Source organism: Ideonella oryzae, from assembly GCF_024055665.1.
Lineage (GTDB): Bacteria > Pseudomonadota > Gammaproteobacteria > Burkholderiales > Burkholderiaceae_C > Ideonella > Ideonella oryzae.
Genome location: NZ_JAMXMC010000012.1, coordinates 39,100 through 65,449 on the forward strand (window position 1 = coordinate 39,100; position 26,350 = coordinate 65,449).

Below are 26,350 nucleotides of genomic sequence, written 5' to 3' on the forward strand. Positions count from 1 at the left end.
ATGCAAGGCTTCCAGATCACCTTCTTCACCGGCGAGGGCCGGCGCCACGGTCACCAGCCCATGGGCGCGTGGCTGATGGAAACCGCCCGGCAGCAGGGCATCCGCGGCGCCACGCTGAGCGTCGGCACGGACGGCATCGGCCGCGACGGCCGCCTGCACTCGGCCCACTTCTTCGAACTGTCCGACCAGCCCATCGAGGTGACGCTGGTGGTGACCGAGGACGAATGGACCCGGCTGGCCCAGGCCCTCACCGCGGCCCAGGCCAATGTCTTCTTCACCAAGACGCCGGTGGAGTTCGGGGTGCTGGGCGGGCCCGACCCGGGTGCCACGCCAGCAGCAGCAGGCTGAGCCCTGCGAAGCCCGCCCCGGCCCAGAAGGTGGCGCCGGGCCCGAAAGCGTCCCACAGGCCACCGGCCACCACGCTGGCCAGCAGCATGGCCAGGCCACTGGCCAGGTTGAACACGCCGTAGGCCGTGCCGCGCAGCGGCGCGGGCGCGGTGTCGGCCACCATGGCGGCCAGCAGGCCCTGGGTCATGCCCATGTGGATGCCCCACAGCGCCACGCCGGCCAGCAGGCCCGGCAGACCGGTGGTCCGCGCCAGCAGCACGTCCGAGACGATCAACACCCCCAGACCGCCGCCCAGCAGCCGGGTGTGGGACATGCGGTCGGCCAGCCAGCCGAAGGGATAGGCACTGGCGGCATAGACCACGTTCATCGCCACCATCACCAGCGGCACCAGGGCCATGGACACCCCCAACGCCTGGGCCCGCAGCACCAGAAAGGCCTCGCTGAAGCGGGCCAGTGTGAACACGCTGCCCAGCACCACCACCCACCAGTAGCCGGCCCCCAACAGGCGCAGGGTGTCGCGGCGGATCGGGTTGGTGCGACGCTCGCCGCTGTGGCTTTCAGGCTCGCGCACACCCAGCGCCAGCACCAGCACGGAGAGGACCGCCGGCACCACCGCCACCCAGAACACGGCGCGGAAGTTGTCGGCCCACAGCAGCATGAAGGCGGTGGCCAGCAGCGGCCCCAGGAAGGCCCCGACGGTGTCCAGCGACTGGCGCAGGCCGAAGGCCGCCCCCCGCACTTCGGGTGGGGCAAGGTCGGCCACCAGGGCGTCGCGCGGGGCCCCGCGGATGCCCTTGCCCACCCGGTCCACCAGGCGGGCCGCCACCACCAGCCCGGCCCCGGAGGCCAGGGCGAAGAAGGGCTTGGAGAAGGCCCCCAGCGCGTAACCCAACAGGGCCAGGCCCTTGCGCTTGCCCAGCCAGTCGCTGAGCACGCCGGAAAAGACCTTCACGATCAGCGCGGTGGATTCCGCCAGGCCCTCGATCAGGCCGATGGCGGTGGCCGAGACGCCCAGCGAGGTGGCCAGGAACATCGGCAGCAGGCTGTGGATCATCTCCGAGGAGATGTCCATGAACATGCTCACCAGGCCCAGGGCCCAGATGGCGGCGGGGATGCGCGCGCGCATGTGCTCAGCCCAGGCGCCAGGCCAGGTAGGCCGCCACCACGCCCAGCGTGACCAGCGTCACCGGCACGCCCAGCGCGGCGTGGCGGCGCCAGTCGATCACCACGCCCCGGCGGCGGGCCGCATCGACCACGATGATGTTGGCAATGCTGCCCACGATGAACAGGTTGCCGGCAAAGGTGCTGACCAGGGCCAGCAGCGGGCCGTCCAGCGGGTGGGTGGCCACCGGCAGCAGCAGCATCACCGCCGGCACGTTGGAGACGATGTTGGACAGCACGAAGGTGGCCAGCGCCATCGGCCCGGGCTGGTCCAGGTGCACGCCGTGCGCGGCGATGTCGGCCACCAGGCGCTGCGGCAGGCCGGTGTGCTGCAAGGCCGCGTTGACGACGAACAGGCCCACGAAGAGCACCAGCAGCTCCCAGTCCACCAGCCCCAGCACCCGGCTGGAGCGCATGCGCCGGCTCATCAGCAGCAGGCCCGCGCCCACCAGGGCCACGACCTCGCGCGGCCAGTCGGTGAACAGGAAGGCCAGCAGCACCCCGGCCGCCACGCCCAGGCCCTTGGCGGTCTGCCAGCGGTCCAGCGGCACGGCCTCGGCTTCTCCGGCCGGGGCGGGGCCGGCGGCGCCGTCGGCCAGCATCCAGCGGCCACGCACGCTCAGCACCACCAGCGCCCAGGTCAGGCCCAGGCCCACGGCCACCGGCAGCAGGGCCTCGGCCATGTAGCCGCCGAAGTGCAGCTGCAGCGTCTGGCCGATCAGCATGTTCTGGGGGTTGCCGATCAGCGTGGCGGCCGAGCCGATGTTGGCCGCACAGGCCAGCGCCAGCGCGAAGGGCACCGGGTCCAGCCGGCGACGCAGGCAGGCCTCCACCAGCACCGGCGCCACCGCCAGACACACCACGTCGTTGCTGAACACCGCCGACAGGCCGCCGGCCACCACCACCAGCGCCGCCAGCAGACCCGGCGGGCCCAGCTTCAGGCCGGCCAGGCGCAGGGTCACCCAGTCGTAGAAGCCACCCAGCTGCATCTGGGCCGAAACCACCATGAAGGCGAACAGCAGCAGCACCGTGGGCAGGTGCACCGCCTGCGCGGCCGCGTCCACCGAAATGGCCTCGGTGCCGATCATGGCGATGGCCCCCAGCAGCGCCACGCCGGTGCGGTCCAGCTGGAGAAAAGGCAGCCCACCCAGGATCATGCCCAGGTAGACCAACACGAAGATGGTCAGTACGACAGTGGTCACCGGACCATTGTCACCCGTGGCCCACAATGTCCCACCGATGGATGTTCAACTTGCACTCACGCTGATCCTGATCCAGCTGGGCCTGTTCGCCCTGTGCTGGCTGCTCGTGGCCCTGCTCATGCCGGGCGAGCGTCGACCCGCCCTGTTGTTCCTGGCCAGCTGTGCCAGCGATGCGGCCACCGCCTGGCTGCAGGTCGGCCAGGACGGCAGCCTGCGCCCCGTGGCCAGCGGCCTGATGACCCTGGGTCTGCTCAGTGCCGGGCTGGTCAGCGCTGGCGCCGAGGCCTTCGTGCGCGGCCACGTTCGACATGCACCGGTCTGGCTCGCCTTGCTGGCCAGTGGAGCGGCGGTGGCCTGGTGGCCTCTGCCCGAAGCCATTTCGGAGGTGGCGCCCCTGGCGGCCTACCAAGGCTGCTTCCTGCTGCTCCTGCTGCTGCCGGTGCTGTGGCTGCAGCGCCCCCTGCGGTGCGAGTTCGGCCGTTTCGGCTGGCTGCCGCTGTTGCCCTTCGGCCTGATGGGCCTGGCGGTGCTGGCCTTCCTGGTGCACCTGGCGCTGGACCCCGCCGATGCGGCGCGCAGCTACGCCGCCCGCAGCGATCACGGCGCCTCCTCACTGATCCCGTTCGCCATCAGCGCCGGTCTGTTCCACATCGGCTGGCTGGCCCTGATGCTGGGCCGTCAGGTGGTGCGCGCCCGCAGCGCTGCCCGCACCGACACCCTGACCGGCGTGCTGCGCCGGGAGGCGTTCGAAGAGGAATTCGCGGCCATGCTCGCGCTGTCGCGGCGGCTGGGCCAACCCGCGACCCTGGTGTTCCTGGACATCGACCACTTCAAGCGGATCAACGACCTGGGCGGACATGCGGCCGGCGACCAGGTGCTGCGCCAGCTCGGCCGGCTGCTGCAGGACACCCTGCGCAGCACCGACCGCTGCGGCCGCTGGGGTGGCGAGGAATTCGTGATTCTGCTGCCGGGCCTGGACCGCACCCAGGCCCGGGCCACGCTGCAGCGCCTGACGCAAGCCATGGCCCGCGCGGCCATCCCGGTGCCGGCCGGCTGTGCCGCGCTGACCATGAGCATCGGCTATGCGGTCTGGGCCCCGGGTTCGGACCTCGACCCCCAGCAGCTGATGGCCCAGGCCGATGCCGCCATGTACGAGGCCAAGCGGCAGGGCCGCAACGCCCTGGTGGGTCCTGACGCAATGCCCCCGGCCCGCGAAGCGGTCACGCCGGGTTGAACCGGCCCGCGCGCAGCGCCAGCAGGGCCGCGCAGCACAGCAGGCCCAGGCCGGCCGTGAACCACAGGGCCTGGCCCTGCAGGCGGTCCAGCACCAGGCCGAAGGCAAAGGGCGCCAGCGCCTGGGTCACCCGGGCCGGCAGCATCAGCCAGCCCTGGCGCGCGCCGTAGCCCGCCGGCCCAAACAGCACCAGGGGCAAAGTGCCCTTGGCGATGGTGAGGATGCCGTTGCCCGCCCCGTGCAGCAGCGCAAAGAGCGGCGCGGCCACCGGCCCAGCCAGCAGCAGGGTGGCGGCCCCCAGCGGATGCGCCAGGGCGGCCAGGCGCGCCGGCCACAGCGGGTGCACCCGACGCGGCAGGCTGTACTCCAGCAGCCGCCCGGCCACCTGGGCCGGCCCCACCAGCGCCCCCACCGCCACCGATGCCGCCACGCTGGCCCCGGCCGCCTGCAGCATGGTCGGCAGGTGGGCCGCCATCGCGGTGCTGATGAACCAGGTGATGGCGAAGACCACGGCCAGCAGGAAAGAGGTCCAGGCGGGCGATGGCGCGGGCGCCCGCGGCAACGCCCCGGTCACCCCGGTCGCTTCGGCCACCGGGTCCTGCGACGCCAATTCGGCACCCTCCACGGAGGCGGCCGAGCGCGGCAGGCCCGCATGCAGCGGCAGGCCCAGGGCCCCATGCAGCAGCGCCCAGGCCGCGCAGGCCCCGCGCCAGCCGACGTGGTGTTCCAACCAGGCCGTCAGCGGCCAGCCCACCGTGCTGGCCAGCCCCCCCATCAGCGTGATGCCGGTGATGGCGTGGCGCGCCCCCTGGCCATACAGACGCACCACGGTGGCGAAGGCCGCCTCGTACAGGCCCGCGCCCATGGCCACGCCCACCAGGGCCCAGGCCAGCAGCAGGCTGGTCAGCCCCTGGGCCTGGGACATCCCCAGCAGCCCCAGCGCGAACAGCCCGCTGGTGCCCATCAACACCGGCCGGCCGCCGTGGCGGTCGATCAGGCCACCCGCCAGCGGGCCGGCCCAGGCCGACACCACCAGCGCCAGCGAAAAAGCGGCGAACACCCAGGCCGTGGGCAGGCCCAGCTCGCGCGCCATCGGCACCGCCAGCAGCGCGGGCAGGTAGTAGGACGAGGCCCAGCCCAGGGTCTGGGCCAGGCCCAGGCGGATCACGACGGAGCGTTGGGAGGTGGTGGCCATGGGGAATGCGGTGCGCCGGGCCATTGTCACCAGGCGTCACCCCGATGGCGGCGACGCAACGCAAGCCCCTGTTTCGCTATGCTGCGCGGAATTCTTTTCCAACGCCGAAGCCCGCCGTGAAACTCGATGCCCTGGACGTCAAGATCCTGGACCTGCTGCAGAACGATGCCGAACTGAGCGTGGGCGAGATCGCCAGCCGGGTGGGCCTGTCCTCCACGCCCTGCTGGCGACGCATCCAGCGCCTGAAGGACGAGAAGGTCATCACCCGCCAGGTGGCCCTGCTGGACCCGCACAAGGTGCAGGTGGGCGTCACCGTCTTCGTGTCGGTGCGCACCAGCACCCACACCCAGGAATGGTTCGAGCGCTTTCGGGCCACGGTGCAGGCCATTCCCGAGGTGATGGAGTTCTACCGTATGAGCGGCGATGTGGACTACCTGCTGCGCGTGGTCGTGCCCGACATCGCGGCCTACGACAAGGTCTACAAGCGCCTGACCGACGGCACCCAGCTGCACGACGTCAGCTCCAGCTTCGCCATGGAGGAGCTCAAGCTCACCACGGCCCTGCCGCTGGGTTATGTATGAAGGGCACCGACTGATCGGTCAAAGCAGTTGCCCGCGCCCTCACTGCGATGTAGTGGCCAGTGCATTCCAGGCCGCGAGGGAGTCCATGTAGTCGCGCCAATGGATGATCTTGCGGTCGACCAAGTGGATGATCGAGCAGAACCGGTTGTCGTACCGGTTGCCGGTGGACAGGATGGTTCCATGGACGGCGTACTCGATGATGAGGGTCTTGCCGCCATCCGCGAGGTGCCTGACCAGTTGATCGGCACGGTGGATCACGATGTGCTCGCCGTAGCCTTCGAAGCTCGCCATCAAGGCGGCCCGCCCCTGGATCATGGGTGGCCATCCCGGAAACTTGTACAGGACCTCATAACGAATGTCCGGGGCAGTGCAATCAAAGAAATGCGGCCCATCGACGAGGTCGCCGAGTGCGTCTCGCACCAGATCGAAGTATGGTTTGACGGGCGCAAATGCGGTGTAGGACAGATGGGACATGGCGGCTCCTTGTCTGCTGCGGGGGCGTGATGCTCAGCGCCAGACAGTTGCAGTCTCGGCGGCAAAGTCGGCGAAGCGGATGGGCGAGCGGCTCGTCACCTGTTGCACATCGTCGTTGGGCCGGGCGCCCCGCCCCGCAGCAACGGTCTCCGTCAGCATGCGCAGGACCTCACCGTACTCCGCAGGGACACCGGCCTGGACCATAGCGGTGATCCACGCTTCCCGGTCCATGTCGCGGTAGGTGATCCTCCGACCCGCCGCCACCGACAGCTGGCGAGCGGCCTCCTCGAAGGTCAGTGCCTCCGGCCCCGTCGGCGCATAGGCACGGCCGGTGTGTCGCTCGGGATGGGCCAGGGTCTCGGCAGCCACGGCAGCGATGTCGTCGACACTGACAAAGGCCTCGGCGCCAGCGCCACAGGGGACCACGATCTCGCCCTGGACCGGCTTGAGGAAGGTCTCGCTGAAGTTCTGCATGAACCAGGCTGGACGCAGGATGGCGTGGGTCAGCGAAGTGCGCGAAGCCAGATCCAGTTCGACGGCGCGCAGTGCGACTTCTCTGGGCGCATGCTCCATACCGTAGGCACTCAGGCAGGTCACATGACGCACCCCGGCACGTTCGGCCTCGTCCAGGAACTGGGAGACCACTCCGGCAAAGTCGGTACGCAGCACCGGGGACACCAGGTAGGCGCCCTGGACGCCATTCAGCGCTCTCGCAAAGGTCGCCGTGTCGTTCCAGTCAAATTGCACATCGGCGCGACTGCGCGCAGCCGTGCGGACGGACAGCCCACGCTGTGCGAGCTGCCGGGCCACGCGAGCCCCCGTCTTGCCGGTGGCGCCGAGAACGAGCGTGGTGCTGGTGGGGGGATGAGGATGGCGAAGGGATTCGGACATGGTGCGGCTCCTGGTGGAAATCGTTGATGAAGCCACTTTATGATCCATTGTCGAGTCATTGAAGCAATAAAAACATCAATTTTTTGCGTGATACGATCATCCCATGGACATCTTGCAGGAGCATCTCGTCAGGGCCAGAGCCTCGGGTGGCGTCTTTGCGCGATCGGTGGCCGTGGCCCCCTGGGGGCTGAGTCTGCCGGGCTCGATACAGCTGGCCGTGCATGCCGTGATCCAGGGACAGGCCTGGATCTGGGCCGACGGTGGCCAGGCACAGGCGCTCGAACTGAGGCCGGGAGATCTCGCGCTGGTGCGAGGCGGGCCGGATCACTTCATCGCACATGCGCCCGGCGCGAACTGCGTGTCACCCGAGGAATTCAGGGTGCGACATCCACAAGACGACGCGGAGCATGATCCCCGTGCCGCGGTGTTCCTCTGTGGCGCTTATCGCTTTGCCGGGGACATCGGCGCGGGCCTGGTGGCTTCTCTGCCCCCCGTCCTGTCCATTCCTGCGCGTCTGGATGATCCGATCCACGGAGTCGTTGGGCTCCTGTCGCGGGAGCTTTCGCACGCTGAGCCAGGGCGGCAGACGGTGCTCGATCGTTTGTTGGACGTGCTGGTGGTCATGGGCATTCGCACCGGGCTGGCCATCAGCTCAAACGCGCCAGCCTGGTTCCGGGGTGCATCCGACCCGCGTCTCGCGCGCGCCCTGCAGGCCATGCACGGCGACACAAGTCGGCCATGGACGGTGGACCAACTGGCCGGGATGAGCCATATGTCCCGCGCCACCTTTACCCGCGTGTTCCAGGATGTGCTGGGCAACGCCCCCATACGCTACCTCACGGAGTGGCGCATGACCGTGGCGCGTGATCTGCTGCGGACACAAGATCTGTCTCTGGACGAAGTGGCTGAACGTGTCGGGTACACCTCGCTATACGCATTCACAACAGCATTCAGGCGGCACCACGGACAGCCCCCCGGACGGTGGCGTCTGGGTCAGAGGGAGCTCGCTGGTGCAACGGTCATGCACTAAAGAGCGGCACCCCACCATTGCGCGCTGGGCCATCCTCCGATAGCACCGTACAAGCGGCTGCACCTCCAAATTCGGGCGGATTCAGGGCACCTCGACCTTCGTTGTCGGGGATGACCCGTACCCCTTGGCCACCCTCAGCAGGAACGGCCACGTCTCGGGTGGAATTCATCCGGAGCCAGGCCTCTCTGAAGATTGCGGGCACCCCTGGGCTTTGGCAGACTCCGGGCACACCGGCTCCGCCACGGCGGCGCACCCTCGGCCCGATGGACCCGACCCGGTCCTGTCAAACCAGCCCCCTGCACCACTGGAGGCCCTCTGGAACACGCCAAGCTGCCCCGACCCTGCCCTGCACTCCCGCTATTGCTGTTGCTGCTGCCCGGCTGCAGCAGCGCCCCCACGGTCAGCATTGCCGGCGCCTACTTTCCGGCCTGGTTGATGTGCGCGTTGCTGGGGATCGCCGCCGCGGCGGTGTCACGCGGCCTGATGGTCGCCACCGGCCTGGCGCAGCGCCTGCCATTCCAGTTGGCCGTCAACTTGGCCATCGGAACGCTCTTTGGGTTGGGCCTGTGGATGGCCTGGCGGGGGTGGTGACCATGGAGGCCCGGGGTCTGAGCAAGCATTCACCACGGAGCGTCGTGATCGCGCTCGCCATCGTCGCACTGGCCGTGCTGGCCTGGCTGGGGGTGTCGCATCTGAACCGCCTGAGCACCGACGACGCCACGATCGACGCCGAGGTGGTCCATGTCGCAGCCACCGTGGGCGGGCGCATCGTGGCCTTGCCCGTGCGAGAGAACCAGGCCGTGCACAAGGGCGATTTGCTCTTTCGCATCGACCCGGTCCCCTACCAGAACGCCGTGGCCGTGGCCCAGGCCAATGTCGATCTGGCCCTGGCCGCACGCGACAGCCAGCGCCGTCTGGTCGCGACGCAACAGTCGGGCGCCCGCCAGGCCCAGGCGCAAACACGCCGAGCCGAGACCAATCTGGCCCTGGCCACGCGCACCGAACAGCGCCTGGCACCTCTGAGCGCCAAGGGCTATGTGCCTGAGCAGCAACTGGACCAGGCCCAGGTGGCGGCGCGGGATGCCAGCACCTCACTGCGACAGGCCCGCGAGCAGGAACAGGCCGCGCACCAGTCCGTGGGCAGCGACGCCGGCACCGAAGCGGGTGTGCGGGCCGCCACCGCGGCGCTGGAGAACGCGCGGCGGGCGCTGCAGGACACCGAGGTGCGGGCCAGCCAGGATGGCCGCGTGACAGGCCTGAACATCTCGGTCGGCGAGATCGTGGCACCGGCGCAGGCGCTGTTCACGCTGATCAACACCGAAGAGTGGGTGGCGTCCGCCAACTTTCGGGAAACCGAGCTGCAGCAGATCCGGCCGGGCAGTTGCGCCACCGTCTATTCCATGGTCGACCGAACGACCCCCCTCAAGGGCCAGGTGGAGAGCCTGGGCTTTGGGGTGCTGTCCACGGACCGTGTGAACCTGCCTCGCTCGGTGCCCTACGTGCAGCCTTCGGTGAACTGGGTTCGTGTGGCCCAGCGCTTCCCGGTGCGCATCCGTCTGGAGCACCCTCCAGAGGCGCTGGCCCGGCTGGGGGCCAGCGCCGTGGTGGAGATCGGTGGCGGGGCCGCGTGTCCATGATGGATCTCCCGGCACTGCGTGAAGACCTGCTCGCCCCCACCCCGGGCAGAGCGGCGCAGGCCCTGCGGATGGGGCTGATCTGCACGCTGACCCTGCTGATCGCCGAGACCTACGGCACGCCTGACATCGCCGTGACGACCTATGTCGTGTTTTTCATGAACCAGCCCGACCGCATGGGCAGTCTGGTCCAGTCGCTGGCGATCACGGTGCTGATCACCCTGGTGCTGGCCTGTCTGTTCCTGCTGGCCCCGGCCATGATCGCCAGCCCGCCCTGGCGGATCGCTGCCATGGCGGGGCTGTCCTTCGGGCTGATGTTCCTGAACTCGGCCAGCAAACTCCAAGGCGTGGCCGCCACGGTGGCGCTGGTGGTGGTGTATTGCCTGGCCCTGCTGGGCAGCAGCCCATCGGGAGAACTCGCCACGCGGGCGCTGCTGTACGCCTGGCTCTTTGCGGGCATTCCTGCCGCAGCATCCACCGTCGTGAACCTGCTGCTCGCGCCCGCCCCATGGCGGCTGACACAGCAGGCCCTGGCCGGGCGACTCCAGGTGGCGGCGCAAGCCCTGGCCGATCCCGCTGGACCGGCGGCACACGCCTTGCGCACGCACGGTGTGCAGGACGATGCCGTGGTCCAGAAGGCCTTGCGGATGACCCGGCTGGAGCGCACCCTCCGCCCCCAGCACCTGGATGCGCTGCAGGCACTCTCCGACCGCGTCCTGGCGCTTCAAGCCGCCGTGCAGCTGATGGTGGATGCACCCAACACCCTGCCACCGCCGGACGCACGTGAGGCCATGGCTCACACCTTGAGCGAAATGGCTGCCATCCTCACACGGGCCGGCTACCCCGCCTGCATTGAGGCCATAGACGGGGTGGAACAGGCCACGCCGGCCGCTCGCCAGCCCTGGCTGCTGTTCAACGCGGCACTTGCCGGCTGTGGCGAGCCGCGTGCCGAAGCAGCCCCGGCACAGCCGGCCACCGGCTTCTTCCTGCCCGATGCGTTCCACCACCCGCGCCACATTCGCCACGCGCTCAAGGTCACGGGTGCCGCCCTGCTGTGCTACCTGTTCTACACAGCCACCAGCTGGCCGGGCATCCACACCGCCCTCATCACCTGCTTCATCGTGTCGCTGGGCACGGCGGCGGACAGCATCGAGAAGCTCCAACTGCGCCTGACGGGCTGCGTGGCCGGTGCAGCCTGTGGGATCGGCGCGCTCCTGCTGGTGATCCCGCAGCTCACCGACATCGGCGGGCTCTGCCTGCTGGTCTTTGCCGGCGCGTCGGTGGGCGCCTGGGTGGCCGCAGGGACCCCGCGCGTGGCCTACGCCGGGCTGCAGTTCGCCTTCGCGTTCTTCCTCTGCGTGATCCAGGGCAGCGGCCCCGGCTTCGATCTGGTGGTCGCCCGGGACCGCATCATCGGCATCCTGCTGGGCAACCTGGTCTCCTACCTGGTCATGACGCGGCTGTGGCCGGTGAGTGTGAGCCAGCGCATCGATGAAGCCCTGGACGCTGCACAGGGTGTTCTGGCCACGCTGCAACAGACCCAGCCCGCCTGGTGGCGCTGGCGCCAGTTCGCTGGCGCCCAGGGACGGCTCGACAATGCTGCCGTCGATCTGCAACTGGCCCTGCTGGAGCCGCCCGCCATCCGGCCGACCGACGCCTGGCTGGCAGAGCGACGCGCCCGGCTGCAGCAGGCCCGGCCGCTGGGCGCCCGGCTGGTCGCGGCAGCAGAGGACCCGGACCTTCCTCCTGAGCCTGCCCCTGCGGCTCTCCCCTCACACCCTGGACACCCAGACCTTGGTCATGCGTAAGCGCTGCCTGCCGATTGCTTTGAGCTTGGCCACCAGCCTGTTCGCCAGCCTGAACACGGCCATGGCCGCGCCCCAAACCACCCCCGCCTGGCCGGCGGACCACGAATACACCCTGCCCGAGCTGGTGGACCTGGCCCTGCAGGAGAACCCAGGCACGCGCATGGCCCAGGCGGGCACGCGCAACGCGGCCCTGGGTCAGGACATGGCCGCAGCCAGCTACCTGCCCCGGCTGAACGCCACCATAGCGGCCGGGCGCCAGTCTTTCACCAACAGCCAGCAGGCTGCCGGCCTGGACGCCCATGGCGGCGGGTCGGTCACAGGCACGCTCTCGGCACTCTCGCTCCATTGGCTGCTGTACGACTTTGGGCAGCGCGACGCCGTGGTGGCCTCCAGCCAAGCTTTGAGCACTGCCGCCCAATGGGGAGAAACGGGCGAGCGCTTGGCGATCACCCACGAGGTCTGCCTGGCCTTTTACGCCTTCCAGGCTGCGCAGGAGCGGCTGCGCACGGCCCAACAGGCCCTGGACAACGCGCAGGAAATCCAGCTGGCAGCACAGGCGCGCCGACAGGGCGGCGTGGGCACCGTGCTGGAGCTGGCACAGGCCCAGCAGGCCACAGCCCAGGCCCGTCTGGCCCGGGTGCGTGCCCAGGGTGCGCTGCAGGACGCCGAGGCGGCCCTGACGAACGCCATCGGCCTGCCGCCGGCCCATGGCCCGCGCATCGCATCGCTGTCACCCCAACCCTTGGGCCCGGACACCCTGCCCACCGTCGATGCGCTGATCGACGAAGCCCTGTCGCGACGGGCCGACGTGGCCGCCGCCCATGCGACCCTGCAGGCCAGCCAACATGCGGTGGAAGCCGCCGAGGCCGACTACCGCCCCAAGGTGTTCCTGTCAGCCACCGGCGCCTACGCCAGCGGCGACCTGGGGGTCAGCGCCATTCCTGGCATTGGCCAGCAGTTGCCCACCCTCAACGTCCAGGGGCAGCGCTGGAGTTCCACCGTGTTGCTGGGGCTGTCCATCCCGCTGTACGACGGGCAGGTGCGCGACAACGCCCTGCAGCAGGCCCGCAACAATGCGGACCGCGCCGAAGCCGGCTGGCAGCGCAGCCGCCTGGAGGCCGCCCGCCAGGTGGTCACCGCACGCAACGCCCTGGCCACGTCGCTGGCGGCCTGCGACGCCGCGCAGACACTGCTCAGCACCTCGCAAACCTTCTATGACGCCTCGCTGGACGCCTACCGGCACGGCGTGGGCAGCCTCACAGCCACGGTGGCAGCGCAGACACAGCTGGCCGAGGCCCGTCTTGCGGTGGCCGAGGCCTACTACGGCGCCCGCTCGGCGGCGGCCAATCTGGCCTTTGCCACGGGACAGTGACGAGCCTCGGCGGCCCCTCAGCCCAGCAACCGCCAGGCCCCGCCCAGCAGGCCGGCGCCCAGCACCACCGGGATCACGCCGACCTTGAAGCGGAACAGGGCCAGCGCGGCGGCCAGGCCGATCAACGCCGCCACCCACTCGAAGCCGCCGGCCCAGCCCCGCGGCCAGAGCACGTGGTACGCGAAGAACACGGCCAGGTTGACGATGACCCCCACCACCGCGGCGGTGATGGCCGTCAGCGGCGCGGTGAACTGGAGCTTGCCGTGGGTGGATTCGATGAAGGGCGCGCCCAGAAAGATGAAGAAGAAGGACGGCAGGAAGGTGAAGAAGGTCACCACCGCTGCGGCCGCCACGCCGGCCCAGGGCAGCGCCTGCGGACCGAAGAGGGCCTGGCCCCAGCCGCCGACGAAACCGACGTAGGACACCACCATGATCAGCGGCCCCGGCGTGGTCTCGCCCAGCGCCAGGCCGTCGATCATCTGGCCCGGCGTCAGCCAGTGGAAATGGTCCGCCGCGCCCTGGTAGACATAGGGCAGCACCGCGTAAGCGCCGCCGAAGGTCAGCAGCGCGGCCTTGGTGAAGAACCAGGCCATCTGGGTCAGCACGCCATCCCAGCCGCAGGCCCACACCAGCGCCCCCAGGGCCAGCGCCCACAGGCCCCCGCAGGCCGCCACCACGCGCCAGAAACGGGGCCAGGAGAAGCGCGCATGGGCCGGCGTGGGCGTGTCGTCGTCGATCACCGCCGGCCCCTGCGAAGCCCGCTGCGCACCGTGGCCGCCGCCCACCGTGAACTGGGCCGGCGCCAGCCGCCCGCCGAAGTAGCCCACCACCCCCGCCAGGCCCACGATGAGCGGAAACGGCAGGCCCAGCGCGAAGATGGCCAGAAAGGCCGCCGCCGCCAGGCCCCAGAGCCAGCGGTTCTTGAGCGTGCGCGAGCCGATGCGCACCGCGGCCGACACGACGATGGCGGTGACCGCCGGCTTGATGCCGTAGAGCACCCCGGCCACAGCCGGCACTTGGCCCCAGGCCATGTAGACCCAGGACAGCGCGATCAGGATCAGCAGCGAGGGCAGCACAAACAACCCGCCCGCGATCAGCCCACCCCAGCCGCGGTGCATCAGCCAGCCGATGTAGGTGGCCAACTGCTGGGCCTCGGGCCCCGGCAGCACCATGCAGTAGTTCAGCGCATGCAGAAAGCGTTGCTCGGAGATCCAGCGCCGGCGCTCGACCAGGTCCTCGTGCATCAGCGCGATCTGCCCGGCCGGCCCGCCAAAGCTCAGGAAGCCCAGCCGCAGCCAGTAGACGAAGGCCTGCCCGAGGGTGGGCGCGGGCGGGGCCGAGGGTGCCTCGGCCGAAGAGGAGGGTGCCGTGCTCATGGTCGGCTCCTGGAAGCAGGGGCTGCGGCCAGGCCGGCCAGCAGGGCATCGAAAATCGGCAGCGCGGCCTGCAGCAGCGCGTCGTCGTCGGGATGGGTGGCCTGCAGGCCGCGCAGCAGCAGTTCGATGCCGGCGGCCTCGTCCTGCGGTACGCCCCCGACGTCCAGCCCATGCACCAGCGCCGCCAGTGCCGCCAGGCCGGGTTGGTCCATCAGGCCGAAGGACTCGGCCACCACCTCGAAGCTCACGCGCTCGCCCACATGGGTGAAGCGCGCGCCGTCGTAGTCGAAGCCCAGCGCGCCGCGGGGCGTGCGCAGCGGCGGCTTGAGCCAGACAAAGCGGGGCTGGCGGTCCACATGCCGCGTGATCAGCCAGGCCGTGGCCAGACGGTCCACCCAGGGGCGCGCCCGGGTGGCCCAGGTGCGTCCCTGGAAGTCGGCCACCGACAGGCGGGCCAGCGGGGCCTCGGCCGGGGCCGGCTCGCCGGGCGACCAGCGCCGCTCCAGCTCGGTCCGCAAAGCCTGCAGGGCGGCTTCGGCCTGCTTGGCCGCCGCACCGGGGAAGAAATCCGCCGCCTGCAGCGCCTGCAGCTGCTGGGCCAGCTGGCGCAAGGTCTTGCGGCCCGCCACCTCGTCTGCCCCCCCGCCCCCGGCAGCGCCCCGCGCGCCCAGGGCCTTGCGGGCGGCTTTCAGGGTCTGCAGGAACTCGGCATAAGCCTGGCTGCGGTCGAACAGCGCCAGGAAGGTGGCCTCCTGGGCCGCGTCACGCGCCGGGGCCTGCAGCAGATGGGCGCTGGCACCGGCGTCACGGATCGTGGCTTCCAAGGCCGGGAAGGCCGCGGCGGTGCCAGCCTGGGCCGGCAGGATGTAGACGCCCTCCCGCAGCGTGGCGCAGTGCGTGGCCTTCAGCGCACGCCACACCTTGACCCGCAGCGCGCTGGGCGAGGTGGGCAGGGTGGCGGTGAGGATCAGCCAGGAGTTCATGAAGCAATTATCACGACATGTGATGAATGTTCAAAGATGGTCCGCAACCCCCTTCCCTTCCGTGGGCGAAAGCACCCCGGGTCACCGTCCTGCGGGCGCTGGGTTATGTTCCAACCCCTCTGCCCCTTGCACTGCCCCATGCCCCTGAACGCCATCGCCCACCGCTTTCCCATCCAGCCCATCGCCCCGAGCGAGGCCTCGCTGCCGGCCCCGGTGGCGGCGGCCCTGCCACCGGACGGCGTGATCGTCTTCGCCTGCGAAGACGCCCACTCGGACACCGCTGCGTTTTCGGAACGCTACGGCTTCGGCCTGGACGATTGCGCCAACACCCTGATCGTCAAGTACCCGCAGAACGGCGAGGACCGCTTCGCCGCCCTGGTCTCGCTGGGCTCGCGCCGGCTGGACCTGAACGGCGCCGTGCGCCTGACCCTGGGCACCCGCAAGGTGTCCATGGCCCGGCGCGAAGTGGCCACCGAACTGACCGGGATGGCCTTCGGCGGCATCACGGCCCTGGGCCTGCCTGCGGGCCTGCGCATCCTGGTGGATGCGGCGGTGATGGCGCGCGACTTCATCGTGATGGGCGCGGGCGTGCGGGAGACCAAGCTGCTGCTGGCGCCGGCCGTGCTGCAGCGGCTGCCCGGCGTGGAGGTGGCCGAGCTGACGCTGCCGGTCGCCGAAGCCGGCTGATCCATTGCCATACGCCAAACAGATAGACACCACCGCCCTCATCGATTGGACGAATGGCGACGCCAGGGGCATGCTCTCGCCCATGCCGTCCCTGCCCCTGACGCGCCGCGCCGATGCGGCCGTCCCGGTGTCTGCCGACACCCCCGTGCCTTTTGCCCGCATCAGCTTCGCGCTGTTCCTGGCCGGCTTCTCCACCTTCTCGCTGCTGTACTGCGTGCAGCCGCTGCTGCCCGAGTTTGCGCGCGACTTCGGGCTGAGCCCGGCGCAAAGCTCGCTGGCCCTGTCGCTGGCCACCGGGGCGCTGGCCCTGGCCATCTTCACGATGGGGGCGCTGTCACAAGCCCTGCCGCGGCGCGGGCTGATGGCCACCTCCATGGTGCTGGCCGCACTGCTGAACCTGGCGGCCGCCCTGGCGCCGGGCTGGCCGCTGCTGCTGGCCTGCCGGCTGCTCGAAGGCCTGGTGCTGGGCGGCGTGCCCGCCGTGGCCATGGCCTACCTGGCCGAGGAGATGGAGCCCCGCCGCCTGGGCAGCGCCATGGGCCTGTACGTGGGCGGCACGGCCTTTGGCGGCATGATGGGCCGGGTGGGCATGGGCATGCTGGTGGAATGGGGCTCCTGGCGCAGCGCCCTGGCCACGCTGGCGCTGATCGACCTGGTCGCAGCCATCGGCTTCTTCTGGCTGCTGCCGACCTCGCGGCGCTTCGTCCCGCAGCGCGGCTTCGACTGGCGCCACCATGCCCAGGCCTGGCGTCGGCAGTTGGCCCAGCCCGCCCTGCTGCGCCTGTTCGGCATCGGCTTCGTGCTCACCAGCGTCTTCGTCGCCCTGTTCAACTACCTGGGCTTCCGGCTGGCCGCTGCGCCGTACCATTTCAGCCCCACGCAGATCAGCCTCGTGTTCCTCAGCTACACCCTCGGCATCTTCTCCTCCGGCTCCTCCGGCGCGCTCAGCCAGCGCCTGGGCCGGCGCGGCGCCCTGGCCACCGGCCTGGGGCTGATGGGCCTGGGCGTGCTGGTCACGCTGGGCAGCTCGCTGGCGGCCATCGCCACCGGCGTCGGCCTGGTCACCATCGGCTTCTTCATCGCCCATGCGGTGGCCAGCGCCTGGGTGGGCCAGCTGGCCGGCGCGCACAAGGGCCACGCGGCCTCGCTGTACCTGCTGTTCTATTACCTGGGCTCCAGCAGCATCGGCGCGGTGGGCGGCTGGTTCTGGCTGCACGGCGGCTGGCCGGCCGAGGTGGCGCTGACCGCCATCCTGGCCGTCCTCGGCCTGGGCCTGGCCTGGGCCCAGGGCCGCCCGAACCAGGACGCCCGCCATGGCTGAGCGCACGCCCCTGCTGCTGCTGCCCGGCCTGCTGTGTGACGCCGGGCTCTGGGCCCCCCAGGCCGAAGCCCTGGCCGATGTGGCCGAGGTGCAGGTGGCCGACCTCACCCAGGACGAGCGGGTGGAGGCCATGGCCGCGCGGGTGCTGGCCCAGGCGCCGGCGCGCTTCGCGCTGGCCGGCCTGTCCATGGGTGGCTACGTGGCCTTCGAGATCCTGCGCCAGGCACCCGAGCGGGTGAGCCACCTGGCCCTGCTGGACACCACCGCCGCACCCGACAGCCCCGAGCGCGCGCTGCAGCGCCGCCGCAGCCTGGCCATCCTGAAGCGCGGCCGCTTCCTGGGCGTCACCCGGCAGCTGCTGCCCACCCTGGTCCACCCCCGCCATGTGCACGGCCCGGTGGGGCAGGCGGTGCAGGCCATGGCCCAGCGTGTCGGCCCCGAAGCCTACCGGCGCCAGCAGACCGCCATCCTGCACCGGCCCGATTCCCGCCCGCTGCTGCCCACGCTCACCCAACCCACGCTGGTGCTGGGCGGTGCGGACGACACCCTGACGCCCCCGGCCGTGGTGCGGGCCCTGGCCGCGCAGATCCCGCAGTCCCAGCTGCACACGTTGCCGGACTGCGGCCACCTGCCCACGCTGGAGCAGCCCGACGCCACCTCGGCCCTGATGCGCCGCTGGCTGCAGAGCTGAGCACCCCAGCACAGGCCCACCTCGGGCCCTTGTCCAGCGGGTTTGCCCGATCGGGGTCGAAGGCGTCCTCAGAGAGGGTCATGACGCGTGAGTGACCCCCTCTTCAGGTGACGCCTCATCCGGTCGTTTCAGCCCCACACTGGGCGCTGCAGTCTCGTGGCCGCCCGATGAACCTGAACCAGGCCGGGCGGTTTCCATCACCGATGGTGCACGCACAGGACCCGCATGGCCCACCTCAACCTGAACATCCACCCCGGCGACAGCACCGAAGAGGTGTGCGCCAAGATGATCCGTCACTTTTCAACGGCGGCCGGCGACGTGCCGACCGACCCGGTGCTCGCCGCCGGCCACCGCGCCGCGCATGCCTGGCGCGCCCTGATGAGCACGGTCAACCCCGACCCGGAGAAGGTGGACGCCCTCATGCGCTACGTGGCACCCCACCGGGCCCACAGCGGCATGGCCTGGCAGCTCCTCTACTTGGCCGTGTGCAGCTGGCGGCTCACGCTTCGGGCGCCAGCCATGGCCACAACGCCCAGCGACGAAGTCTGCGCCTGACCCGGCGAGGGGCCATTCCAGGCCCGCGGGGCCGAGCATGAGCGTGCGGGGTACAGTGGGTGCAACCCTGCCCCACCATGATCCGTCGCGCCCTGTCCTTCGACGCGCTGAGCCAGCGCCATGGCCCCCGCTACAAATGGCTGCTGCTGATCACCGTGGCCACCGGCACCATCGCCGGTGTGCTGGCCACCTCAGCCTTCAACGTCGCCGTCACCGCACTGAGCCAGCAGTTCGGCCTGGGCCATGACCAGGTGCAGTGGGCCGTGACCGGCTTCATGGCGGCCATGACCCTGTCGATGCTGCCCACCTCCTGGCTGTTGGACCGCATCGGCTTTCGGCGGCTGTTCCTGGCGGCCGTGGCAGTGCTGACGGTGGCCAGCGTGGCCGGCAGCCTGGCCCACAGTTTTGGCGAGGTGGTGCTGGCGCGGGTGCTGCAAGGGGCCGCGGCGGGCATCCTGCAACCCCTGGGCACGCTGGTGGTGCTGCGCCTGTTCCCGCCGCACATGCAGGGCCGCGCCTCGGGCCTGCTCACGCTGGGGCTGGTCATCACCCCCGCAGTGGCGCCGGCCTTCGGTGGCGTGCTGGTGGACCATTTCGGCTGGGCCGCCATCTTCCTGCTCAACACGCCCTTCTGCCTGGCGGCCCTGGCCCTGGGCGCCTGGCTGCTGCCCGCCCCCAGCCCGGGGCAGAAGCACCCCTTCGACTGGACCGGTGCCCTGCTGCTGTCGCTGGCCACGCTGGCCGTGGTCGACGGCGTGACCAGCCTGCACCGCAGCGGCGTCCTCTCAACCTGGACGGCCGCCCACGCGGCCCTCACCCTGCTGACCCTGGCGGCCTTCGTGCGCCACGCCCGGCGCAGCCCGGCCCCGCTGATCCAGCTGGGCTTGTTCGGCAGCCGGACCTTCACGATGGGCAGCGTGGTGTCCTTCACCTACGGCTTCGGGCTCTACGGCTCCACCTACCTGATCCCGGTCTTCCTGCAGAGCGCCCTGGGCTACTCGGCCACGGCGGCGGGCAATGCGCTCATTCCCGGGGGCATCGCACTGGTCCTGTCCACCCCGCTGGCCGGCCGTCTGACCGACCAGTACCCGCCCAAGGCGGTGGCCATCGCCGGCCTGCTGCTGTTCGGTGGCTCCTTCTTCGCCTTCTACGTGCTGGGCCAGCACATCGGCTACGCCGCGCTGATCGCGGCCACCGTGGTCGGCCGCATCGGCCTGGGGCTGATCCTGCCGGCGCTGAACCTGGCCACGCTGCGCCACCTGGCGCCGCACCAGCTGGCCCAGTCCTCCGTCATCGTCACCTATGCGCGTCAGCTCGGCGGGGTGTTCGGCATTGCCATGACGGCGGTGTTCGTCGAGTGGCGCGAAGGCGCCTATTCGGGCCAGGCCGGCGGCATCTTCACCGCCTATGGCCAGGGCTTCTTCCTGCTGGGCGCGGTGGTGCTGGCGGCCATGCTCGCGGCCCTGCTGATGCGGGGCCAACCCCCGGTGGCCCCGCCGGTCGCACCGCCGCAGGCCTGAGGCGCCTCAGCCGCCCGCCGGCCCCACCATCACCCAGTCGCGCTGGCGGTCGGACCCCACATCGAAGGTGGTGTGACCCACCGCCTCGAAGCCGCACTTGCGGTAGAAGGCAATGGCCCGGGCGTTGCGTTCCCAGACGCTGAGCCACAGGTGGCCCGCGTCGGCCTGGGCCGCCTCCTGGCGGATGGCCGTCATCAGCCGGCCGGCCAGGCCCATGCCCTGCTGCTCGCGCACCACGTAGAAGCGGTGCAGGGCCACGGGCCGGTCCTGCGTCACCGCCGCAGGCAGCTCGCCGCCCCAGGCCAGTTGCGCAAAACCCACCAGGCGGTCGCCCTCCTCGGCCAGCCAGGTGCGCAGCGCCGGGTCCGCCAGCTCGGCCTGCTGCTGCGCCGGGTGGAAGTGGGCGGTGACGTAGGCCCACAGGTCCTCGGGCCGGTTGTCGGCCGCATAGGTGTCGTGAAAGCAGCGCGCCGCCAGCGCTGAAAGCGCCGTGGCATCCGCCGCCACCGCCGGCCGCAGCCGCACCGGCTGTGCCGCGCGCGGTGCGGGCGGCGGCAGGTCCAACGGGCAGCCCATGTGGACCTTGCCCAGACAGGCCCGGTCGGTGCAGATGGCCTCGGGCTCCAGCCCGAAGACGCGAAAACCGCAGGCCTCGTACAAGCGCTGGGCGCGGGCATTGCCTTCGGTCACCGTCAGCGTCACCCAGCGCACGCCGGGGTGGGCCACGGCCTCGGCCAGGGCCGCCTGCATCAGCGCGCGGGCCATGCCCTGGCCCTGCTGGGCCGGTTGCACGTACATGCCCACCAGATGGGCCCGGTGGCGCGTCTTGGCCCGGCTGGAAAACTCCAGCGCCACGCTGCCCACCAGGGCATTGCCCACCCAGGCCCCCAGCGCCAGCCCCGAGCCATCGGCCGCCGCGGCCCGCTGCGCCCACCAGGACAGCGGCAAGGCCGCGCGCTCCTCGGCCGTGGAGGTGAAGGCGTCACCCGGCTGGGCATAGGCCTCCAGCATCAGCGCACGGTAGGCCGGCGCATCCTGGGCGGTCAACTTGGCGATGGTGAACACGGCGCGGGCTTCTGAACAGTGGACGGGCCCGCCAGCATAGCGGCCCGGCCCACACCGGAAAAAGTGCACAGAAGCCGGCCCTTCGGTGCGCGGCACAGGGCGGGCCACCGGCGTCGTAACGTTTAGATGCAATATTCTTCGCGTCAGAAAAACCTTCCCCCCCCTGACTTCCTGAATCCGGACATGCAAGGGGTCTGCTGCCGCCCACCTGCCTCCATGCCCAACACCTCCGCGCTCCAGTTCGCCGAAGCCGGCCACCACACCCAGATGCGCGCCTTCGCCGGAGAAGTGCTCTACACCGAGGGCATGCCGGCCGATCACCTGTACGTGGTCAAGGAGGGCGAGGTCGATCTCTACCTGTTGCGCGACGAGAAGCGGGTGGTGGTGGAGACCCTGGGCGTGGGCCAGTGCTTCGGCATCAACCCGCACCAGGCCAAGGGCCGCCGGCTGCACAACGCAGCCGCCCGCAGCTACTGCGAGCTCTACGTCATCGACCAGCCCACGGTGGCCACCCACATCGACGGCAGCTCGGACTTGGTGGGCAGCCTGCTGCACACGCTGTCCGAGCGCCTGTCCTTCACGCACGAACTCATCGCCACCCGGGTGAACTACCAGCCGGACCTGCTCATCTACGGCCAGCTGCTGTACCTGCTGGGCATTGCCGAAGTGGGCAAGGCGGCCGTGCACAGCCGCGTGGACCACGGCAAGTCGCCGGTGCTGGCCAGCCCGCTGCTGCAGGACGTGGTGACCCAGGCGCGGCTGATGTTCGGCCATTCGGACCGGCACATCAGCGGTTGCCTGACCAAGCTGCTGAATCTGCACCTGATCCGCATCGACGACGAAAAGGGCACCGGCAAGCGGGTGCACTTCGTGCCCAAGGACTTCGTCAGCCAGGTGCGCAAGGTCACCAGCCAGCAGGTGGACAACGACAAGCTCAGCTACGAGTACATCAGCGTGGACGAGTTTGCCGCCGTGGTGGACGTGGACCGCGCCCTGCTGCTGCGCAAGCTGGCCGGGGGCGAATTCGCCGACGACGTGTTCACCCTCCGCAAGGCGGAGATCATGCGTCTGCTCAACGACAAGGGCCGGCGCTACTTCACCGAGCGCAAGATCAAGCGGCCCGAGGAGTTCTCCGACATCCTGGACCTGGAATTCGCCGACGCCAAGTCGGTGTTCCAGGCCGTCTCCAAGGTGGACTCCTACGACCTGGCCAAGCTGGTCTCCACGCTCGATTCGGAGCTGGTCAAGCAGAAGATCGTGTCCAGCCTCTCGCGCAGCCGGCGCGAGGAGCTGGAGAGCGACCTGAAGGACATGCGGCCGACCGACCCGGTGGAGGTGCAGCAGATCGGCAACGCCCTCATCAACGAGGTCAAGTCGCTGATGACGACCCCGCGGGCCTGAGGCCTCGGCTCAGGCCAGGCCGGCCTTGTCCAGGCCGTAAAGCTTGTCCTGCGAGCCCGGCACCACCGCAAAGCCCACGGACAGGCGGTTCCAGCCGTTGATGGCCACGATGGCAAAGCTCAGTGCGGCCAGCTCGGCCTCGCTGAACTCGGCCCGGGCGGCCTGGTAGTCGGCCTCGGGCACACCGTGCGGGGGCAGCTGGGTCAGCAGCTCCGTCCAGGCCAGCGCGGCGCGCTCACGCGGGGAGAACAGTGTCGATTCGCGCCACACCGCCACATGGTGCAGGCGCAGCGGCCGCTCGCCATGCAGCGTGGCCTCCTTGACGTGCATGTCCACGCAGAAGGCGCAGCCATTGAGCTGCGAGGCGCGCAGCGTCACCAGGTCGCGCAGCGCGGTCTCCAGGCCGCTCTGGCGCAGGGCCAGGCTGAAGTCCAGGTACTTCTTGAACAGATCGGGGGCGAGTTCGGCGTAGTGCAGGCGTTGGGTCATCACGGGGCTCCGGCTTCGGTTGGGAAACGAGACCGCGGTGGTCTCATCCCCCAAGACGAACAGGCACCACGGGTTGTGACAGCCCCCCGGCCTGCCGGCCTCGGAAGCTCGGCGGACGCTCGCCGACTACGCCGGCGGCACGCTCGAGCGGCCAGCCCCGCCTTGGCCAGCGCCCCAACGGATCGGGGCCAGGGGCGCCCGCGGCCGCGGCCCTCGGCTCGGGAATTGCTTAGTCCTCCCATGGACACCCCCTCGGCCGACCGTGCGTCGGTCTCCCGACAGAGCCGACATTACGCCCGCGCCAGGGCGTGGTGCGAGTGGTCCGACTTCCACAGCTGGCCGGAGCGAGTTCAGGCCGACATGGCCGATCCTGCAGGCGCTGCGTGGCCGCCCTTCCTGCTGCTGGCCATGCCAGGCATCGACGCCACCACCCAGCGCATCTGTGCCACCCGTTGGCTCTCCGCGCGATTGGCCGCCTTGCACGCCACCCCCGCGACACAACCGATGCCCCTCCTGCCGCCCACCGGCCCGCCGGGCTTGCCAGGCCGGACGCGGCTGCGGGTGGGCTACCTGTCCGGCGACTTCCAGGAACACGCCACCGCCATGTTGATGGTGGAAATGCTGGAGGCGCACAACCGCGACCTTGTCGAGCTCTATGCCTACAGCCACGCCCAGGACGATGGCAAGGGCATGCGTCAGCGGCTGATGCCTCTGTTCGATGGGTTCCGCGACATCCAGGCAATGGATGACCGGCAGGCCGCGCAGCAGGTGAGAGACGACGCCATCGACATTCTGGTGGACCTCAAGGGCTACACCCAGGGCAGCCGGACCCTGTTGCTCGCGCATCGCCCGGCGGCGATCCAGGTGAGCTTTCTGGGCTACCCGGGCACCCTCGGCCAGGACTTCGTGGACTACCTGATCAGCGACCGTTTCGTCACCCCCCACGCGGCCGCTGGCGACTACCAGGAGGCGCTGGCCTGCATGCCGCACAGCTACCAGCCGCGAGGCCGGGTCCGCGAACCGCACCAGCCCCCGCCCACCCGCCGGGCCAGTGGCCTGCCGGAGCAGGCCTTCGTCTTCGCCTGCTTCAACCAGGCCTGGAAGCTGACGCCCGAGGTCTTCGACATCTGGTGCGAGTTGCTGCGGTCGGTGCCCGACAGCGTGTTGTGGCTGCTCGAGGATGCGCAGGCGGGCGGCAACCTGCGCAACGAAGCCCTGGCGCGCGGCGTGTCGCCGCACCGCCTGGTCTTTGCACCCGATCTGCCCCAGGCTGCCCATCTGGCGCGCCTGCCACTGATGGACCTGATGCTCGACACCTGGCCCTACAACGCCCACACCACCGCCAGTGACGCGCTCTCGGCCGGTGTGCCGCTGGTGACTCTGGCCGGGCAGACCTTCGCCTCCCGGGTGGCCGGCGGGCTGCTGGTCGCGGCCGGCCTGCCCGAGCTGGTCACCCACTCGACCCTGGACTATGTGGCCCTTGCGCGCGCTCTGGCACAGGACCCACTGCGCTTACAGGCGCTGCGCCAGGGCTTCGAGCGTCAGCGCCACACCGCCCACCTGTTCGACGTGACGGCCTACACGGCGGCCCTCGAGGCGCTGTATGTGCGGATGTGGGCCCGCCATCAGGCGGGATTGCCCCCATCGGCCATCGACCTGCCAGAGCCCGGGCTCGAGGGCTTCGCCCAGGATCCGGCCAAGAAGGCAGACGCATGACGCTCCGGGGGAGTACGATGTCCACGCAGCCTCCGCCCGCCGGTGGCGCTCTGCATGCGGTCCTTCCTGCCGGGCAGATGGCATTGGCCTCTGCACCATTCACAACCCCAAGGGCCCTTCGTGACCGCTGCTTCCACCCTCGCTCTGCGCCGAGAGTCCCTCCGGGACGCACTTCCCAGCTGTGTCGATCTGCTGCGCCTTCGCCGCGCCAGCGAAATCGAGGCCGGACACATCGAGGACTACGTGGCGCTGGACTGGCTCGAGTGGTACGCGGGCGGCCTTCGCCTGACGGTGGTTGGCGAGAACATCCACCGACAGATGACCCACGGCCATCTCTCGAAACCCCGAGGCTGAGCGCATGGTGACCGGCCCCGAGCCCCCGCTGGACGGGCCCGCGGGCACCCCGAGCCCGGACGCGCCGGCGGCTTCTCCCGCCGGCAAGGGCGAGTACGCTGAACTCGAACGCCAGGGCGCCAAGGCAGCGGTCCGCGGTGAGGCCAGCGGGTCCAACCCGATGTGCGCACCCATCAACCAGCCCGACGCCACCGGCGAGAGCCTGCAGCGCTGGTCTGACCGGCGGGACGCCTGGGAACATGGCTACCGCTCGCAGCAATCCTCGATGGCGGCGCCATCGCCCGGCGTGGCCCATGAACGAGGACAGGACCCGGCCCTGTTCGGTGTCACCCGGGTGCTCACCTTCCAGGGGAGCCTCGGCCTGTCCAGCGCCAGCGGCTTCTTCTTCGAGCGCGAGGACCGGCTCTTCCTCGTCACCAGCCGGCATGTGCTGTTCGATGCGCCGAGCCGGCACACCCCCGACCGCATTGAGATCGAGATCCACACCGACCCCAGAGACCTCACCCGGCTGTTCACCCTGTCGATGCTGCTGCACCGCGACGGTGTGGCGGTGTGGCACCAGGCGCGCGACAGCGGCGGGGAGATCGATGTGGCCGTCCTGGAGATCGACCGCAACGCGCTGCCGCAGAACAGCGTCCTGCAGGCCTTCGGGCCGGCGGACCTCACCGTGGGGTTCGACCTGTTCGAGGTGGGCGACCGCCTGGCCATCCCCGGCTTCCCCCTGGGCTTCTTCGACACCGTCCACCACCTGCCGGTGGTGCGCCAGGCCAGCATCGCGTCTTGCTACGGCGTGCGCTTCCAAGGCCAGGGCTTCTTCCTCACCGATGCGCGCATGCACCGCGGCAGCAGCGGCTCGCCCGTGCTGGCGCGCATGGACGCCGACCACGGCACAGGCCGGCCGCGGTGGTGCCTGTTGGGCGTGCACTCCAGCCGCATGGACATGGCCACGCGGGACAAGACACAGGACGAGTCGCTGGGCCTGAACTGCGCCTGGTACGCCGACATCCTGAACACACTGACGGCAGACGGAGGCTGACCAAGAAGCCCCCCTGGATCGCCTGAGCACAGACGTCGTCACTCACCGCAGCGTTGGACAAGACGACCGAGCCGGTTTCAGCCGACGTTGATCTTGGCCACACGCGCTGCGTGCCGGCCCCCCTTCGAAGGATGCCCCCAGAAACGCATCCATGATGTCGATGGCCATCCCACGTCGGTGCCACGCCGTGCCAGCTCGGCCGCCAGCTGCGACTTCAGCTCAAGCC

26 protein-coding genes are annotated in these 26,350 nt (G+C 70.3%); 17 read left to right on the forward strand and 9 right to left on the reverse strand.

Going from position 1 to position 26,350, the window contains the following annotated elements:
• Entirely contained in the window at positions 1–348 is a 348-nt protein-coding gene (locus M0L44_RS18655) for a DUF190 domain-containing protein (RefSeq protein WP_252771548.1), read from the forward strand.
• Here the strand turns inward: M0L44_RS18655 and M0L44_RS18660 are convergent.
• The gene (locus M0L44_RS18660; protein WP_252771550.1) at positions 275–1,474 is read right to left on the reverse strand and encodes an MFS transporter; all 1,200 of its coding nucleotides are present in this window, start codon (positions 1,472–1,474) and stop codon (positions 275–277) included. The two genes, M0L44_RS18655 and M0L44_RS18660, sit on opposite strands and share 74 nt — an antisense overlap.
• A 4-nt stretch (positions 1,475–1,478) precedes the next feature.
• Positions 1,479–2,711: an anion transporter gene (locus tag M0L44_RS18665; RefSeq protein ID WP_252771551.1), complete on the reverse strand. Its 1,233-nt coding sequence runs from the start codon at positions 2,709–2,711 to the stop codon at positions 1,479–1,481.
• A 37-nt stretch (positions 2,712–2,748) separates the two neighbouring features.
• Here M0L44_RS18665 and M0L44_RS18670 point away from each other — a divergent pair, with 37 nt between their 5' ends.
• A complete protein-coding gene (locus M0L44_RS18670; RefSeq protein WP_252771553.1) occupies positions 2,749–3,945 on the forward strand; it encodes a GGDEF domain-containing protein in 1,197 nt (398 codons plus the stop codon).
• Here the strand turns inward: M0L44_RS18670 and M0L44_RS18675 are convergent.
• Complete coding sequence (locus M0L44_RS18675; RefSeq protein ID WP_252771555.1) at positions 3,932–5,140, reverse strand: MFS transporter; 1,209 nt, start codon at positions 5,138–5,140, stop codon at positions 3,932–3,934. The two genes, M0L44_RS18670 and M0L44_RS18675, sit on opposite strands and share 14 nt — an antisense overlap.
• A gap of 116 nt (positions 5,141–5,256) precedes the next feature.
• Between M0L44_RS18675 and M0L44_RS18680 the strand changes: the two genes are divergently transcribed.
• A complete protein-coding gene (locus M0L44_RS18680) occupies positions 5,257–5,721 on the forward strand; it encodes an Lrp/AsnC family transcriptional regulator (RefSeq protein ID WP_022980133.1) in 465 nt (154 codons plus the stop codon).
• Between the two features lie 39 nt (positions 5,722–5,760).
• Here M0L44_RS18680 and M0L44_RS18685 read toward each other — a convergent pair whose 3' ends face one another.
• Both M0L44_RS18685 and M0L44_RS18690 read right to left on the reverse strand, forming a co-directional pair.
• On the reverse strand, positions 5,761–6,195 hold the full coding sequence (locus M0L44_RS18685) for a nuclear transport factor 2 family protein (RefSeq protein ID WP_252771557.1): 435 nt from the start codon (positions 6,193–6,195) through the stop codon (positions 5,761–5,763).
• A 33-nt stretch (positions 6,196–6,228) separates the two neighbouring features.
• The gene (locus tag M0L44_RS18690) at positions 6,229–7,086 is read right to left on the reverse strand and encodes an NmrA family NAD(P)-binding protein (protein WP_252771559.1); all 858 of its coding nucleotides are present in this window, start codon (positions 7,084–7,086) and stop codon (positions 6,229–6,231) included.
• A 103-nt stretch (positions 7,087–7,189) separates the two neighbouring features.
• On the opposite strand from M0L44_RS18690, the gene M0L44_RS18695 reads away from it, so the two are divergent.
• The 5 genes from M0L44_RS18695 to M0L44_RS18715 all read left to right on the forward strand — a co-directional run bounded on the left by M0L44_RS18695 (position 7,190) and on the right by M0L44_RS18715 (position 12,930).
• Complete coding sequence (locus tag M0L44_RS18695) at positions 7,190–8,116, forward strand: AraC family transcriptional regulator (protein WP_252771561.1); 927 nt, start codon at positions 7,190–7,192, stop codon at positions 8,114–8,116.
• A 360-nt stretch (positions 8,117–8,476) separates the two neighbouring features.
• A complete protein-coding gene (locus M0L44_RS18700) occupies positions 8,477–8,707 on the forward strand; it encodes a YtcA family lipoprotein (RefSeq protein WP_252771563.1) in 231 nt (76 codons plus the stop codon).
• 2 nt (positions 8,708–8,709) lie between these two features.
• The gene (gene mdtN / locus M0L44_RS18705; RefSeq protein ID WP_252771711.1) at positions 8,710–9,753 is read left to right on the forward strand and encodes a multidrug transporter subunit MdtN; all 1,044 of its coding nucleotides are present in this window, start codon (positions 8,710–8,712) and stop codon (positions 9,751–9,753) included.
• Positions 9,750–11,558, forward strand: a complete 1,809-nt coding sequence (locus M0L44_RS18710; protein WP_252771565.1) for an FUSC family protein — start codon at positions 9,750–9,752, stop codon at positions 11,556–11,558. Before mdtN ends, M0L44_RS18710 begins: the two co-directional genes overlap by 4 nt.
• A gap of 19 nt (positions 11,559–11,577) precedes the next feature.
• Positions 11,578–12,930 (forward strand): TolC family protein, encoded by a 1,353-nt coding sequence (locus M0L44_RS18715; protein ID WP_252771567.1) that lies wholly within the window; start codon positions 11,578–11,580, stop codon positions 12,928–12,930.
• A 17-nt stretch (positions 12,931–12,947) separates the two neighbouring features.
• On the opposite strand, the gene chrA is transcribed toward M0L44_RS18715, so the two are convergent.
• On the reverse strand, positions 12,948–14,306 hold the full coding sequence (gene chrA / locus M0L44_RS18720) for a chromate efflux transporter (protein ID WP_252771570.1): 1,359 nt from the start codon (positions 14,304–14,306) through the stop codon (positions 12,948–12,950).
• Positions 14,303–15,289, reverse strand: a complete 987-nt coding sequence (locus tag M0L44_RS18725; RefSeq protein WP_252771572.1) for a chromate resistance protein ChrB domain-containing protein — start codon at positions 15,287–15,289, stop codon at positions 14,303–14,305. The genes chrA and M0L44_RS18725 overlap by 4 nt, the downstream gene beginning before the upstream one ends.
• 138 nt (positions 15,290–15,427) lie before the next feature.
• Between M0L44_RS18725 and M0L44_RS18730 the strand changes: the two genes are divergently transcribed.
• The 5 genes from M0L44_RS18730 (at position 15,428) to M0L44_RS18750 (ending at position 20,063) form a co-directional block, all read left to right on the forward strand.
• Positions 15,428–15,976, forward strand: a complete 549-nt coding sequence (locus M0L44_RS18730; protein WP_252771574.1) for a YbaK/EbsC family protein — start codon at positions 15,428–15,430, stop codon at positions 15,974–15,976.
• An 82-nt stretch (positions 15,977–16,058) separates the two neighbouring features.
• Positions 16,059–17,297 (forward strand): MFS transporter, encoded by a 1,239-nt coding sequence (locus M0L44_RS18735; protein ID WP_252771576.1) that lies wholly within the window; start codon positions 16,059–16,061, stop codon positions 17,295–17,297.
• Entirely contained in the window at positions 17,290–17,988 is a 699-nt protein-coding gene (locus M0L44_RS18740) for an alpha/beta fold hydrolase (RefSeq protein ID WP_252771578.1), read from the forward strand. Before M0L44_RS18735 ends, M0L44_RS18740 begins: the two co-directional genes overlap by 8 nt.
• Positions 17,989–18,213: 225 nt before the next feature.
• Positions 18,214–18,543, forward strand: a complete 330-nt coding sequence (locus M0L44_RS18745; protein WP_252771581.1) for a hypothetical protein — start codon at positions 18,214–18,216, stop codon at positions 18,541–18,543.
• A gap of 77 nt (positions 18,544–18,620) precedes the next feature.
• Complete coding sequence (locus M0L44_RS18750) at positions 18,621–20,063, forward strand: DHA2 family efflux MFS transporter permease subunit (RefSeq protein ID WP_252771582.1); 1,443 nt, start codon at positions 18,621–18,623, stop codon at positions 20,061–20,063.
• Positions 20,064–20,069: 6 nt separating this feature from the next.
• On the opposite strand, the gene M0L44_RS18755 is transcribed toward M0L44_RS18750, so the two are convergent.
• Positions 20,070–21,128 (reverse strand): GNAT family N-acetyltransferase, encoded by a 1,059-nt coding sequence (locus M0L44_RS18755; RefSeq protein ID WP_252771584.1) that lies wholly within the window; start codon positions 21,126–21,128, stop codon positions 20,070–20,072.
• A gap of 216 nt (positions 21,129–21,344) precedes the next feature.
• Here M0L44_RS18755 and M0L44_RS18760 point away from each other — a divergent pair, with 216 nt between their 5' ends.
• Positions 21,345–22,529 carry a cyclic nucleotide-binding domain-containing protein gene (locus M0L44_RS18760; protein WP_252771586.1) on the forward strand — a complete coding sequence of 395 codons (1,185 nt, stop codon included), beginning with the start codon at positions 21,345–21,347 and terminating at the stop codon, positions 22,527–22,529.
• Between the two features lie 9 nt (positions 22,530–22,538).
• Here the strand turns inward: M0L44_RS18760 and M0L44_RS18765 are convergent, their stop codons facing one another.
• Positions 22,539–23,018, reverse strand: coding sequence for a carboxymuconolactone decarboxylase family protein (locus M0L44_RS18765; protein WP_252771588.1), 480 nt, complete (start codon positions 23,016–23,018; stop codon positions 22,539–22,541).
• 240 nt (positions 23,019–23,258) lie between these two features.
• Between M0L44_RS18765 and M0L44_RS18770 the strand changes: the two genes are divergently transcribed.
• The 3 genes from M0L44_RS18770 to M0L44_RS18780 all read left to right on the forward strand — a co-directional run bounded on the left by M0L44_RS18770 (position 23,259) and on the right by M0L44_RS18780 (position 26,124).
• Entirely contained in the window at positions 23,259–24,734 is a 1,476-nt protein-coding gene (locus M0L44_RS18770) for an O-linked N-acetylglucosamine transferase, SPINDLY family protein (protein ID WP_252771590.1), read from the forward strand.
• Positions 24,735–24,854: 120 nt separating this feature from the next.
• Positions 24,855–25,088 (forward strand): hypothetical protein, encoded by a 234-nt coding sequence (locus M0L44_RS18775; protein WP_252771592.1) that lies wholly within the window; start codon positions 24,855–24,857, stop codon positions 25,086–25,088.
• 4 nt (positions 25,089–25,092) lie between these two features.
• Positions 25,093–26,124 (forward strand): CrpP-related protein, encoded by a 1,032-nt coding sequence (locus tag M0L44_RS18780; RefSeq protein ID WP_354004151.1) that lies wholly within the window; start codon positions 25,093–25,095, stop codon positions 26,122–26,124.
• The last annotated feature ends 226 nt before the right edge of the window (positions 26,125–26,350 follow it).